We start from the raw sequence: 13,155 nt of genomic DNA on the forward strand, positions 1-13,155 counted from the left end.
ACTCCATTAACCTTTTACAGACCCGGCCGTCAGGCCGCGTACGAAATACTTGCCAGCTACGACATAGACGATGATGGTCGGCAGCGCGGCGATGATGGCGCCGGCCATGTCGACGTTGTATCGCGTCTCACCTGTGGTGCTGTTCACCATGTTGTTCAGACCCACGGTCACCGGCTGCGATGACGGGTCGGAGAACACCACCCCGAACAGGAAGTCGTTCCAGATTTGGGTAAATTGCCAGATCACCGTGACCACCAGAATCGGCGTGGAAATCGGCAGGATGATGCGGAAGAAAATGATCCAGAATCCGGCGCCGTCGAGCTTGGCGGCTTTCACCAGTTCGTGCGGCAAGTTGATGTAATAGTTGCGGAAGAACAGGGTGGTGAAACTCACCCCGTACGCCACGTGCGTCAACACCAGACCGGTGATGGTACCGCCCAGGTTCAACCAGCCCAGCAATTGGGATTGCGGCAGCAAAATCGCCTGGAACGGGATGAAGCAGCCCAGCAACAAGGCACCGAAGAAGAATTCGCTGCCACGGAACTTGAAGAAGCTCAGCACGTAACCGTTCAACGCACCCAGGATGGTGGAAATGGCCACCGCCGGAATGACGATCTTGATGGAGTTGATGAAGTACGGCTTCAAACCGGTTTCGCTGCGCGCACCGATCTGCACTTCACTCCAGGCCTGACGCCAGGCGTCGAGGCTGAACGAATTCGGCCACTCGATCAATTGCCCCATGCGGATGTCGTCCATCGAACGCACCGAGGTCAGCAACATGACCATCAACGGCAGCAGGTAATACAGTGCAACGATCACCAAAACGGCGTACAGGATGGCGCGCCCGGTGACGGGTTGATAGCGCTTGCTCGAATCACGCATCTTTCGGCTTCCTCAATTCGGAGTACAGATAAGGCACCAGGATGGCCAACACCGTCATCAGCATGATGACCGCAGAGGCCGCGCCGATACCCAGGCGTCCGCGCTGGAAGGAGAACTGGTACATGAAGATGGCCGGCACGTCGGTGGCGTTACCCGGGCCACCGCCGGTGAGGGCAACAATCAAGTCGAAGCTCTTGATCGCCAAATGCGCCAGCATGATGAAAGCGGAGAAAAACACCGGACGCATGGACGGAATGATGATGCGCGTGTACACCGAAAACAGGCTGGCGCCATCGAGTTGGGCCGCCTTGATGATGGAGGTATCGATGCCGCGCAGACCGGCCAGGAAGATCGCCATCACGAAGCCGCTCGACTGCCAGACGCCGGCGATGACCACGGTGTAGATCGCCATGTCCGGGTTCACAATCCAGTCGAACTGGAAACTCTCCCAACCCAGATTGTGCACAAAGCGCTCAATGCCCACCGTCGGGTTCAGCAACCATTTCCAGACGGTGCCGGTCACGATGAACGACAGCGCCATCGGGTAGAGGTAGATGGTGCGCAAGGCGCCTTCGGCACGAATCTGTTGATCGAGCAACACCGCCAGAATAAGCCCCACCACCATACAGACACCGATGAACAGCACGCCGAACACCAGCAAATTCCACAGCGATGACAGCCAGCGCGGGTTCTGAAACAGCTTGACGTACTGTTCGAATCCAACGAAGTCATAGCGCGGCAGAATGGTGGATCCGGTCAGTGAAATCACACTGGTCCAGATAATGAAGCCGTAAATAAAAACGATGGCGATGGCCACCGTGGGAGACACCACCAGCTTGGGCAGCCAGTAATCCAACCCCTTTTTGCTTGTTACCGACATAAGTCTTCCGTCCGTTCACACAAAGCAGGTTCAAAAACAAAGCAGGTTCAAAAAGTAGTTCAAAGACACAGCACCGGTCCGATTGGCGGTCATACTGAGCCCTTTTTGAAACGGCCTGGGTATAAAAAGGCGGCGCGGATGCGCCGCCTGTTACAACTCTATAAACCGAGTCTACTTCAAATTACTGAGCAGCGCGGACGGCACGAGCCATCTGAGTGGCCGCTTGTTCAGCGGTCATGCTGCGCGAGTTGAAGAACTCAGTCACGGTGTCGAAGATCGCACCTTGGATGCTGGAGGTAGTGGACATGCCGTGGGCCATGGAAGGCACCAGACCACCTTCTACAGCGGTACGCTTGAAGGTATCCATGGCTTCAACCGCGCAGCTGTCGAAAGCGCTCATATCCATGTCGGTACGAACCGGGATAGAGCCTTTGTTCAGGTTGAAGGTCTGTTGGAATTCATCCGACAGAACCAGTGCGGCCATCGCCATCTGAGCTTCGGTGTTGGCAGGGTTCGGCTGTTTGAACATCGCCAGAGAGTCGATGTTGAAGGTGAAGGCATCTTCAGTACCCGGGAACGGTGCACAGACGTAGTCTGAACCCGGCTCCAGGCCAGCAGCGGTGAATTCACCCTTCGCCCAGTCACCCATGAACTGCATCGCAGCTTCGCCACGGATAACCATGCCAGTGGCTACGTTCCAGTCACGGCCCGGTGCACCCTGGTCGATGTAGTTGCTGACGCGTTTGAACTGACGCAGCGCTTCGATCATGGTCGCACTTTGCAGAGCGGTCTGATCCATATCGACGAAAACGTCTTCGAAGAAGTCAGCACCGCCAACGGCCAGAACCATGCTTTCGAAAGTGGTGGCGTCTTGCCAAGCTTGACCACCGTGGGCGATCGGAGTCACACCAGCGGCTTTCAGCTTGTCGGCAGCAGCCCACAGCTCAGGCAGAGTGGTCGGGATTTCAACACCAGCGCGTTCGAACACAGCCGGGTTAGCCCACATCCAGTTAACACGGTGAACGTTGACCGGAGTGGCCACGTATTCGCCGTCGTGCTTCATGTAGTCAGCGACGATGGTCGGCAGTTTGCCGTCCCAGTCGTTGGCTTCTGCAACCGGATCCAGGTCAGCCAGGAAGCCGAGATCGCCCCACTCCTGAATTTCCAGACCTTTGATCTGAGCAGCGGCCGGCGGGTTGCCAGACACAGCGCGTGAACGCAGTACGGTGTAAGCGTTTTCGCCACCACCGCCGGCGACCGCGAAGTCGATCCAGGTGTGGCCTTCGTCTTCCACCATCTCTTTCAGTACGGAAATAGCGCGAGCTTCACCACCGGAAGTCCACCAGTGCAGTACTTCGACTTCACCGGCTTGAACGCCAGCGGCCAGGGTGCCACCCAGAGCCATCGCCATCAGAGTTTTCTTAAACATATCGCTCAGTCCTTCTGTTGTTGTTGTGACTGTACTTACGTATTTCGACTTGAGTCGTTGAGGCAAACCGGACCGTTTCGCCGGCCCACCACGTGGAACGGACATTGATCAGACTCAGACAAACGCCTTCCAACGCTGGGACTCTAGTGCCAGCTTTGGTCAATGACACGTCTAAAAAGGCAACCGAGCGTAACAAAGGCTAACCGCAACAGGCGGCTAAATTGTGTTACCGGCGTTACCGTGGGTGACATTTGTGTGAAGCCAAATGGCTCGGCCCAGTCTCAAGCGTTCGATGATGGGGGAAATGACGGTGGGAAGTAACAGCCGGTAACGCTTGGCACCGGCCGTTTGTATCAAGGCTGTTACATTTAGCCGTTGGCGGTGGCGCTAAACAGCTCAGAACAGAGGCTGGCGATGGCTTGCAGGCCTTCTACATCGGCTTCGGTGAAGTCGTCGAGGCGGTCGCTGTCGACGTCCAGCACAGCAACGACCTCGTCTTCTACCAATACCGGCACCACCACTTCGGAGCGCGACTGACTGCTGCAAGCGATGTGGCCGGGAAAGGCATCGACATCCGGTACCCACTGGGTAGTGGCTTCTTGCCAGGCGGCGCCACAGACACCCTGACCAAAACCGATGCGGGTGCAGGCGATGTCGCCCTGGAACGGACCCAGCACCAGTTCATCGCCATCAACCAGATAAAACCCGACCCAGAAAAACCCCAGCGCCTGGCGCAGTGCAGCCGCCAGGTTCGCCAGATTGGCGGTCAAGTTCGGCTCGCCGCTGATCAGGCCGCGCAGTTGCGGTAACAGTTCGGCGTATTGTTGCGGCCGATCGACGGCGCGGTTGATGTCCAGATGTTCAGCCAACGGAGGTGTCTCCCGATGCGGCGACCGTAGCCGCCAATTGTTTGTAGAGTGCCAACGCCCGGTCTTTGTCACCGCGACGCTCGTACAGTGCCGCCAGCGCCTGACCGCTTTGCACCGACGGTGCTTGTTCCCAGGCCGCTTGCAGATAATTTTCCGCCTGCCCCCAAAGCGCTTCGCGTTCGCTCAGCAAACCCAGCACCGTTTGCGCTGTGGCCGATGGCTGACGCGATTTCACCAAAATGGCTTCGCCCAGTTGCAAGGCATCGCTGGCGTTGAACGGCAGCTCCGTCAACAACGCCCAGAGTTCATCGGCCGGGGCGCGTTCGAGCGCTTTTTTCAGCCGGTCGAAGGCGTCGGTCAGGCGGTTGTGACGCGCCAGGCAACGCACTTCGGTGGCGACCAGAGCCGGTTTTTGGCGCAGGTTGCGCGGAATCAGTTTCAGTGTTGCCGGGCTCGCCGAACCGTCGGCGTAGGCCTGTTCGACCAACGCACGGCCGGCCAGTCTCTGCCAGCGCTCGCGGTCGTCCGGGTGCAAACCGGGCGCCGCTTCGATGCGCCGCAAGGCTTTGTCAGCCTGGCCTTCGTCAATCAGCGCACGCCAATACGGCGGTTGAATAAAACGCACCGACGCCAACTCCGGTTGGCGCTCAACCAAATCGACCAGCGCCTGAGTGTTGCCGTGTTGAATCAATTGGTTGGCTTGCAGCGCCCAGGCCGCAAGACTCAAACCCGGATCGGCTTCAATAAAATCCGCCAGCCGTTCCGACCAGTTCGGGTGAGTGCGCTCGGGAATCAACGTCATCAAACGCGGCAGCCGTTCGGAACCGCCGGCTTTGACGACCTTGTTCAGCGCGCTCAAGGCGGTTGCTTCATCGCCGGTCAGCCAGGCGCCGATGGCGCGTTCGGTTTCCACCCGGGCGGCGCGGCGGTCGCGATGATCGCGATAACGGCGCGCCCAGTGAATCGGGTTAACCCCACGCCACAGCCGCACCACCAACCACAACACCAGCAAGCCAACGACCAACAAACCGACCGCAGCCCACAGCGTGATTTCCACCATCCACTGGCCCCAGGCCAGCATCACGTAGCCAGGATGCCGAACCATAAAATGCGCCAGCACGCCGGCGGCGAGCAGCAAGACAAACCACAGGATGACGCGAACGATCATGCGGCTCATGAGTCGCCCTCCGCATCACCGGAGCGGCTCAGATAGGTTTCCAGGGCGCGCACACTGGCGCTGATGTCCGGCAGCGTCGGGTTCAGTTGCGTGCCGGCCAATTCGGTGAGCTGAGCGATCAACGGTTCGACGTCCAATTCCTGGCGCATCGGCGTCAGTTGCTCGGTCAGTTGCGCCAGAGCGGCATCGAACAACGCCTGTTCGCGCGAGAGCAACGCCAGTTGCACTTCTTCCAGCAACAACCGGCTGTGCTGACGCCAGCGTTCAAAATCGTCCAGCAACGGCGATGCCTGATGCGGCGCATCCAGACGAGTCACCGTCACCAGACTGCCCAGGCTGTTGCGGAATGCCGCCCAGGGTGACAGCGGTTCGTCTGCCGACGACGCTTGAGTCTGATCCTGCGGCGCTAACCGCTCGGCCGGCGTCCATTGGAAGTTAGCGATGCGGTCGTCGATGGCGTCGAGACGGAAATACAGGCCGTTGATGTCGGGTGCATCAATCGACTGCAACGCCAGGCGGTCTTGCGCAATCTGGCGACGCACCGGCAGCACGGCGGCGGCGGTCATATTCGCCAACACCTGATCGGCCGCATCGAGCAGATTCAGCGCAACCTGAGCGTTGCCATCCAATTGCAACCGGCGTTCCGACAGACGCAACAGCGCCAGCGCTTCTTCGAGCGGCCATTGATTGGTATCGAGGTCATCGCGCCGGGACAGCCGTTGAGCGGTATCGACGATCATCTGTTCCAGTTCGCTGCGGGTATTTTGCAACGCACTGGCGAATGACGAACGCGCCTGACGCTCGGCGTTTAACTCGTTATTCAAACGCTCGATTTCCGCCGCCAACGCGGCCTGTTGCTGCGGCAAGGCGCGCCACTGCGACCATTGCGCCAGCAGCGACTGATAATACGGCTGGCCCCAGTAATAGCCGGCGCCGGCCAACAGGCCGAGCACAATCAACAGCACCAAAAAAACGCGCCAACCCCGACCGCTGCCTTTCTTTTTAGCGGTTTTGACGGGCTTGGATTTGGCTTTGGGTGGGGTCTGGGCGGTGTTTTTTTCCGCAGGCTGAGACGACACCGATTCGGTGGACGGCGTCTGCTTGTCGTGTTCAGTCATGGGCTCGCTTCTATCTCTGCTGGGCCGGGCTCGGGCACAGTGTACGGGGTTCGACGACGGCTCGTCACCTTAGATGATGAGTGACCGCATTGAGCGCTGCACCGCCGGTATTTTCACCCTCAATACCGACGTCGCGCGCCCAGTCGAGCAGGCGCGGCGAACTGAACAGCCAGCGGCCGGGCCAGTCTTGCCAACCCGCATCCTGCTGCACCAGGCCCTGCGCCAAAGTCAGCGACGACACCAGAATGGCGTCCGCCTGATCGCGTTGCCGACTCAAATCCGCCAGCGCCTCAGCACGCAACGCACGTCGGTAGACTGCCGTTTCGGTCACCTCAGCGCTGCGTTGTTGCAGCGTCTGGGCAAACACCGAACGGCCGCCTTCGCCTTTAACGATCAGCCACTTTTGCAACGCGACATCGCGGGTTTGCGGCAAGGCCAGAACCGCCTCGGCGGTGTTGTCGGATTCGGGAAACTGCACCGGCAAATCGGCAGCGGCCAACACCGACGCCGTCGCTGGCCCGTTGCACAACCAGTGCAGGCGCGCCGGCGGCATCGGCCAGTAACGATCCAACGCCGACACCAAGGCCTCGGCGGCCCGACGGCTGACGCAAATGACGCCGCTGAATTGATCCAATTCCAGCCACAGGCTGCGTTGCGCCGGGGTTTCGTCGAGCCATTCCAACTGCCAGGGGTCGATTAAGATCGGTTCGACGCCAACGCCAGCCAGACCGTCGCGCCAGCGCGCCCAGTCCGGTTCGGGCTTGGGCAGCAGCAGCCGCATCAATCGGCCAGTTCCGCCAGAATGGCGTCGGCACCTTGCTGCAATAAATCCGCCGCCAGACTGAGACCCAGATCGTGCGCCTGTTGCAATCGCTCGGCTTCGGTTTCCGCCAACGCCACCGCACCGCGCGCCTTCAACAAGGTTTGACCATCGGCCCGACCAACCCGGCCTTCCATCGACAACTGACCATCGGCGAGTGTCGCGAAACCGGCAATCGGCACCGAACAACTGCCCTCAAGCGTGCGGTTCATGGCGCGCTCAGCGGTGACTCTTAAGCGCGTTTCGGCGTGCATCAATGGCAACAGACGCGCACGAACGGCGTCGTCACCCGCACGAATCTCAATACCAACCGCGCCCTGGCCGACCGCCGGCAAACTCAGATCGGTATCGATGGTATGACGAATGCGATCTTGCAATTCCAGACGACGCAAGCCGGCCGAAGCCAGCACAATGGCGTCGTACTCACCGGCGTCGAGTTTGCTCAAGCGCGTGCCGACGTTGCCGCGCAAAAAGCGAATCTGTAAATCGGGCCGGGCCGCCAGCAATTGCGACTGGCGCCGCAGCGATGAAGTGCCGACCACCGCGCCGTGCGGTAAATCGTTCAGGTGAGCATATTGGTTGGAGACAAACGCATCGGTCGGGTCTTCGCGCTCGCAGATGACCGCCAGCTCGAAACCCTCCGGCATCACCATCGGCACGTCTTTCATCGAATGCACGGCGATGTCGGCCTCGCCGTTTTCGATGGCGCGTTCCAACTCTTTAATGAACAAGCCTTTGCCGCCAACCTTCGCCAACGGCTGATCGAGAATCTGGTCGCCGCGCGTGGTCAGCTTAACCAACTCAATGCGCAGATCGCTGTGCAGCCGCTCCAACGTCTGTTTCACATACTCCGCCTGCCACAAGGCGAGCGGACTTTGACGGGTGGCGATGCGCAAGATCTCAGACATAAAACGGCTCCATTCAACAAGGCGCGCAGTGTATCAAATTCACTCCGGCGGGGGCTTACGCAGACACAAAAAAGCCGGCACAAGGCCGGCTTGTTTTAGCGCCTGATCGAATCAGTCGCGCAAAGTCTTCATCGCACCAGTCCAGGCAACCAGTTCGTTGAGCATGGCGGTCAGCGTATCCAGGTGGTACGCGGCCGGTTTGAACACGCTGTAGTTTTCGAAGTCGGTCAACAGGCTCAGTTGCACCTGATCACGCACGTGCGCCATACGCAGTTCAGAGGCAATTTGACGCAGATGCTCAACCGCACGCACGCCACCCGCACTGCCGAAACCAACAAAACCGGCGGCCTTGTTGTTCCATTCACGGTTCAGATAATCGAGTGCGTTTTTCAACGCGCCCGGCACGGTGTGGTTGTATTCCGGGGTGACGAAGATGTAGCCGTCGTATTTGGCAATTTCAGCCGACCAGGCTTGGGTATGCGGCTGGGTGTATTGCTGCATCATGGCCGGTGCCGGTTCGTCCAGCAGTGGCAGTTTGAAATCAGCGATGTCGACCAGAGTGAATTCGGCATCGGTGCGCTTTTTCGCTTCGGCCAGTACCCAGTTGGCAACGGCTTCGGCATTACGACCTGGGCGGGTACTGCCCAGAATAACGGCGATCTTCAACATCTCGATTCTCCTGTGCGGCCCGACGGGGCCAGCCTGAACGATGGTTGCCGCACACTATGATGGCTACCGCCAGGCAATCAATGCCATTAAAATGCACGCATCATTTCCCAACAGGAAACCAAGATGGACACCCTGACCAGCATGAAAGTGTTCGCCACCGTGGTCGACACCGGCACCTTTGCAGCAGCGGCCAAACTGATGGGGTTGTCGAAGGCGATGGCGAGCAAACACGTCATGCATCTGGAACAACGCCTGAACGCCCGTCTGCTGAACCGCAACAGCCGCCACCTCAGCCTGACCGAATCGGGCCGGCTGTACTACGAACGCTGCCAAACCCTGCTCGAAGACATGGAAGAAATGGACGCCATCGTCAGCCGTTCGGCGGTCACACCCAGCGGCACCATTCGGCTGACCGCGCCCATCTGGCTCGCCAACACTCGGTTCGCCAGTCTGTTGGCAACGTACCGACGGCAATACCCGGACGTCACTTTTGATCTGGACATCAGCGGTCGCTTTACCGACATCGTTGAAGAAGGCTTCGATCTGGCGTTGCGCGCCAGCAACGCCCTCAGCCCGAACCTGATTGCCCGGCCGCTGACACAACTGACGTTTTCACTCGTCGCCGCCCCGGCCTACCTTGGCCGCCACGGGCGACCGGAAACACCGGCCGATTTGAGCCAGCACGACGCCCTCACTTATTCACTGGCGAAGCAAAGCGATGTGTTGACGTTGGAAGGCCCGGACGGCCGCCAGCCGGTCAGCGTCAAACCGGTGCTGACCAGCAACAATGAAAACCTGCTGCTGGCGGCGGCTCAGGCGGGAATGGGATTGGCGGTGTTGCCCAGAGAAATGGCGCGCCGTGACCTGGAAAGCGGCCGGCTGGAAACGGTGCTGCCGGACTGGTCACCCGCAACAGGACAGCTCTACGCCGTTTATACCAGCCGGCGTTTGCTGTCGTCGAAAGTGCGCACCTTCATCGATTTTCTGGCCGAACACATGCCAGCTCAATGCGATGAGGTGTTACTGCAGGAAGGCTGACGCGGATCAATCGTCCGCGTCGCGACCGCCGGAGGTGACACGACGCACCGCTTCGCCGACCGCTGCGCGGGTTTCGTCTTCCATCTTGGCAAGAGCGCTGACGGTCAGGAAGAACGCCATGTCGACCGAATGGCGGTAGTAACGCGCCGGCAGGTTGCTCAGCGCCAGGCAGGCAATGTCGGCCAGAGTATCTTCATCCAGATTGCGCGCTTCCGGGCGCTTGTACAGGTCTTCCAACACCAGTTTTTCGTAATAATTGGCGATCTGACTATCCAGGCTCATTCTGCCTCTCCATTAAACCTTTCATTCGACCCAAGTCGCCGCCACGGCGGCACCTGCTCAGCTTAGCGTTCGACATCCATACTCGCCACGCTTTGGAAACCGCGCGGCAGCTTGTTGCCGCGACGACCGCGCTCACCCAGATAATGCTCCAGATCCGCGCCTTTCAATTTCAGTTTGCGCTTACCGGAATGGATGACCAGCGTATCGTCGGCACCGAGCACCACCACCGCGACCATAAACTCTTCGTGATCGGCGGCGCGAGTGGCCGGCACGTTGATGATCTTGTTGCCTTTACCTTTGGCGAGTTCCGGCAAGTCGCGCACCGGGAACACCAGCAAGCGGCCTTCGTTGGTCACCGCTGCGAGGTAATCGGTCGCCAGTTGAGTGATCGGCGCCGGCGGCAGAACTTGAGCGTTGGTTGGCAGGCTCAGAATCGCCTTACCGGCTTTTTTGTTACCAGCCAAATCGCTCAGTTTGCCGACAAAACCGTAACCGGCGTCCGACGCCAACAGATATTGCGTGTCAGGCTCGCCGATCAACAAGCCTTTCATTTCCGCACCCGGCGGCGGATTCACCGTCTTGGAAATCGGCTCGCCCTGGCCGCGCGCCGACGGCAACGAATGCGTCGGCAGGGTGTAGGTGCGTCCAGTCGAATCGAGCAGCACCGTCGGTTGGTTGCTCTTACCGGGCGCTGCAAAGGCGAAGCTGTCACCGGCTTTGTAGCTGAGGCCGTAAGGGTCGATGTCGTGGCCTTTGGCAGCACGAATCCAACCTTTTTGCGACAGCACAACGGTGACCGTTTCAGACGGCAGAATCTGCGTTTCGTTGAACGCCTGCGCTTCTTCACGCACCACCAGACGAGTGCGGCGGTCGTCGCCATACTGGTCGGCGTCGGCGAGAATTTCTTTCTTGATCAGGGTGCGCAGGCGCGCTTTGGAACCGAGGGTTTTCTCAATGCGTTCGCGTTCAGCCGACAGCTCGTCCTGCTCGCCGCGAATCTTGATCTCTTCCAGCTTCGCCAACTGACGCAAGCGGATTTCCAGAATGGCTTCGGCCTGAATATCGCTCAGCCCGAAGCGGTTGATCATTTCCTGCTTCGGGTCGTCTTCGGTGCGGATGATGTGAATGACTTCATCGATGTTCAGGTAAGCAATCAGCAAACCGTCGAGAATGTGCAACCGCGCGATGACTTTATCCAAACGGTGTTGCAGACGACGCGTCACCGTGGTGGTACGGAATTCCAGCCACTCGCTGAGAATGTGGTTCAGCGGTTTCACCTGCGGCCGACCGTCGATGCCGATCATGTTCAGGTTGATGCGAATGGTTTTTTCCAGATCGGTGGTGGCGAACAGATGGTTCATCAGGCCATCGACATCAATGCGGTTAGAACGTGGCTCGATCACCAGACGGGTCGGATTTTCGTGGTCCGACTCGTCGCGCAGGTCGGTCACCATCGGCAGTTTTTTCGCCTGCATCTGCTGGGCGATTTGCTCCAGCACTTTCGAACCGGACACCTGATACGGCAGTTCGTGGATCACGATATCGCCGTTTTCGACCACATAACGGGCGCGCATTTTTACCGTGCCACGGCCGCTTTCATAGATACGGCGCAGGTCTTCGCGCGGCGTGATCAGCTCACCGCCGGTCGGGAAATCCGGGCCTTTAATGTGCAGCATCAAATCCTGCACCGAAGCTTCCGGCGCATCGAGCAGGTGCACACAGGCCGAAGCGACTTCTTTAATGTTGTGCGGCGGAATGTCGGTCGCCATACCGACGGCAATGCCGGTGGTACCGTTCAACAGAATGTGCGGCAAACGCGCCGGCAGCACCGCCGGTTCGTCCATGGTGCCGTCGAAGTTCGGCACCCAATCGACCGTGCCCTGGCCCAGCTCTTCGAGCAGCAGCGCGGCGTTGGCGTGCAGGCGCGATTCGGTGTAACGCATGGCCGCGAACGACTTGGGATCGTCCGGCGAGCCCCAGTTACCCTGACCATCGACCAACGGATAACGATAGGAAAACGGCTGCGCCATCAGCACCATGGCTTCGTAACAGGCGCTGTCGCCGTGCGGGTGGTACTTACCGAGCACATCACCGACCGTCCGCGCCGACTTCTTGTACTTGGCCGAGGCGCGCAGCCCCAACTCGCTCATCGCATAGACAATGCGCCGCTGCACCGGCTTCAGGCCGTCGCCGATGTTTGGCAGAGCCCGGTCCAGAATGACGTACATGGAATAATCCAGATACGCCTTCTCGGTGAACTGGCTTAACGAGAGGGTTTCAGTGTATTCGCTGCTTTGATCGGTCATGCCCGCGCCTCGGAAGAAAGGAGCCCGGACGACGCAGAACGGCCGCCCCGGTAATTCAGGCGGAAGTGTCGCAATTTCAGGGGGTTATGACAATCGGGGGTATTGAAATGACCTGGGCAGTCAGTGGCTGAAAGCACTGATTGCCCGGGGATACTTCAGCGCCTTATTCAGAGATCAATCTAATATACTCCTGAATATCTGCGTCGAATCTTTGAATACACTCATCAACCGGCCCTGGATCTGTATATATTTCATAAAGCCTAAAAGCCAAGCCCTCCGAAAAATAGCCATCCGAATGGTTCACAAGACCTTCAACTACACTGCAAGCATTTGAATTGCCGTTGAACGCCATTTCAAAAACACGGTCAATCATCTTATATGTTAACTCCCTAGCACCTTCGATTTCCCCAAATACTGGTGCCATTGGACCGAAACTAATATTGAGTTCAACCTTCCAAAAGTTCCTATACTCATCTTGCTCATCGGCTTGGAGTAAAAATGAAACAAACTCGGCATCATTCAAATAACGATAAGCACAGACATACGAAGCTGTATCATAAAGGTCCAACCTCGACTTACATTGCTGTGCGAGTTGTTCGTTTGAATTCTGAGTTTGGTTAAGATCAATAAGCCTTGAAAAAAGCTCGTCATCGTCTGAATTAGCCTGAACACTTCCCAGTGTTAGCGAAACCACAAATAGTAATTTTTTCATCCTTTCACCTTTAATCCTTTAAAGTTGATTTGCGGAATAGCAAATAAACTATAACTCTCACCTAA

The 13,155-nt window shown here is 58.4% G+C and carries 13 protein-coding genes; 1 reads left to right on the top strand and 12 read right to left on the bottom strand.

The window, feature by feature from the left end; translation table 11 throughout:
- Nucleotides 1–6: 6 nt before the first annotated feature.
- The 9 genes from DW349_RS13905 to DW349_RS13945 form a co-directional block, all read right to left on the bottom strand.
- Nucleotides 7–882 carry a carbohydrate ABC transporter permease gene (locus DW349_RS13905; RefSeq protein ID WP_108126331.1) on the bottom strand — a complete coding sequence of 292 codons (876 nt, stop codon included), beginning with the start codon at nt 880–882 and terminating at the stop codon, nt 7–9.
- Nucleotides 875–1,762 carry a carbohydrate ABC transporter permease gene (locus DW349_RS13910; protein ID WP_108126332.1) on the bottom strand — a complete coding sequence of 296 codons (888 nt, stop codon included), beginning with the start codon at nt 1,760–1,762 and terminating at the stop codon, nt 875–877. The genes DW349_RS13905 and DW349_RS13910 overlap by 8 nt, the downstream gene beginning before the upstream one ends.
- Nucleotides 1,763–1,943: 181 nt before the next feature.
- Complete coding sequence (locus DW349_RS13915; RefSeq protein WP_108126333.1) at nt 1,944–3,191, bottom strand: ABC transporter substrate-binding protein; 1,248 nt, start codon at nt 3,189–3,191, stop codon at nt 1,944–1,946.
- Nucleotides 3,192–3,559: 368 nt separating this feature from the next.
- The gene (locus tag DW349_RS13920; RefSeq protein WP_108126334.1) at nt 3,560–4,060 is read right to left on the bottom strand and encodes a GAF domain-containing protein; all 501 of its coding nucleotides are present in this window, start codon (nt 4,058–4,060) and stop codon (nt 3,560–3,562) included.
- Nucleotides 4,053–5,237, bottom strand: a complete 1,185-nt coding sequence (locus DW349_RS13925; RefSeq protein WP_108126335.1) for a heme biosynthesis protein HemY — start codon at nt 5,235–5,237, stop codon at nt 4,053–4,055. The genes DW349_RS13920 and DW349_RS13925 overlap by 8 nt, the downstream gene beginning before the upstream one ends.
- Nucleotides 5,234–6,355, bottom strand: coding sequence for a uroporphyrinogen-III C-methyltransferase (locus DW349_RS13930; RefSeq protein WP_108126336.1), 1,122 nt, complete (start codon nt 6,353–6,355; stop codon nt 5,234–5,236). Before DW349_RS13930 ends, DW349_RS13925 begins: the two co-directional genes overlap by 4 nt.
- 64 nt (nt 6,356–6,419) lie before the next feature.
- Nucleotides 6,420–7,136 (bottom strand): uroporphyrinogen-III synthase, encoded by a 717-nt coding sequence (locus DW349_RS13935; protein ID WP_108126337.1) that lies wholly within the window; start codon nt 7,134–7,136, stop codon nt 6,420–6,422.
- Complete coding sequence (gene hemC, locus DW349_RS13940) at nt 7,136–8,083, bottom strand: hydroxymethylbilane synthase (RefSeq protein WP_108126338.1); 948 nt, start codon at nt 8,081–8,083, stop codon at nt 7,136–7,138. Before hemC ends, DW349_RS13935 begins: the two co-directional genes overlap by 1 nt.
- 111 nt (nt 8,084–8,194) lie before the next feature.
- Entirely contained in the window at nt 8,195–8,752 is a 558-nt protein-coding gene (locus tag DW349_RS13945; protein WP_108126339.1) for an NADPH-dependent FMN reductase, read from the bottom strand.
- 123 nt (nt 8,753–8,875) lie between these two features.
- On the opposite strand from DW349_RS13945, the gene DW349_RS13950 reads away from it, so the two are divergent.
- Nucleotides 8,876–9,790, top strand: coding sequence for a LysR family transcriptional regulator (locus DW349_RS13950; RefSeq protein WP_108126340.1), 915 nt, complete (start codon nt 8,876–8,878; stop codon nt 9,788–9,790).
- A 6-nt stretch (nt 9,791–9,796) separates the two neighbouring features.
- Here DW349_RS13950 and DW349_RS13955 read toward each other — a convergent pair whose 3' ends face one another.
- The 3 genes from DW349_RS13955 to DW349_RS13965 all read right to left on the bottom strand — a co-directional run bounded on the left by DW349_RS13955 (nt 9,797) and on the right by DW349_RS13965 (nt 13,090).
- Complete coding sequence (locus DW349_RS13955; protein ID WP_108126341.1) at nt 9,797–10,072, bottom strand: late competence development ComFB family protein; 276 nt, start codon at nt 10,070–10,072, stop codon at nt 9,797–9,799.
- Nucleotides 10,073–10,134: 62 nt separating this feature from the next.
- A complete protein-coding gene (gene parC / locus DW349_RS13960; RefSeq protein WP_108126342.1) occupies nt 10,135–12,378 on the bottom strand; it encodes a DNA topoisomerase IV subunit A in 2,244 nt (747 codons plus the stop codon).
- A 163-nt stretch (nt 12,379–12,541) separates the two neighbouring features.
- A complete protein-coding gene (locus tag DW349_RS13965) occupies nt 12,542–13,090 on the bottom strand; it encodes a hypothetical protein (protein ID WP_108126343.1) in 549 nt (182 codons plus the stop codon).
- Nucleotides 13,091–13,155: the final 65 nt, after the last annotated feature.

The organism is Saccharospirillum mangrovi, from assembly GCF_003367315.1.
In the GTDB taxonomy this organism is placed as follows: domain Bacteria; phylum Pseudomonadota; class Gammaproteobacteria; order Pseudomonadales; family Natronospirillaceae; genus Saccharospirillum; species Saccharospirillum mangrovi.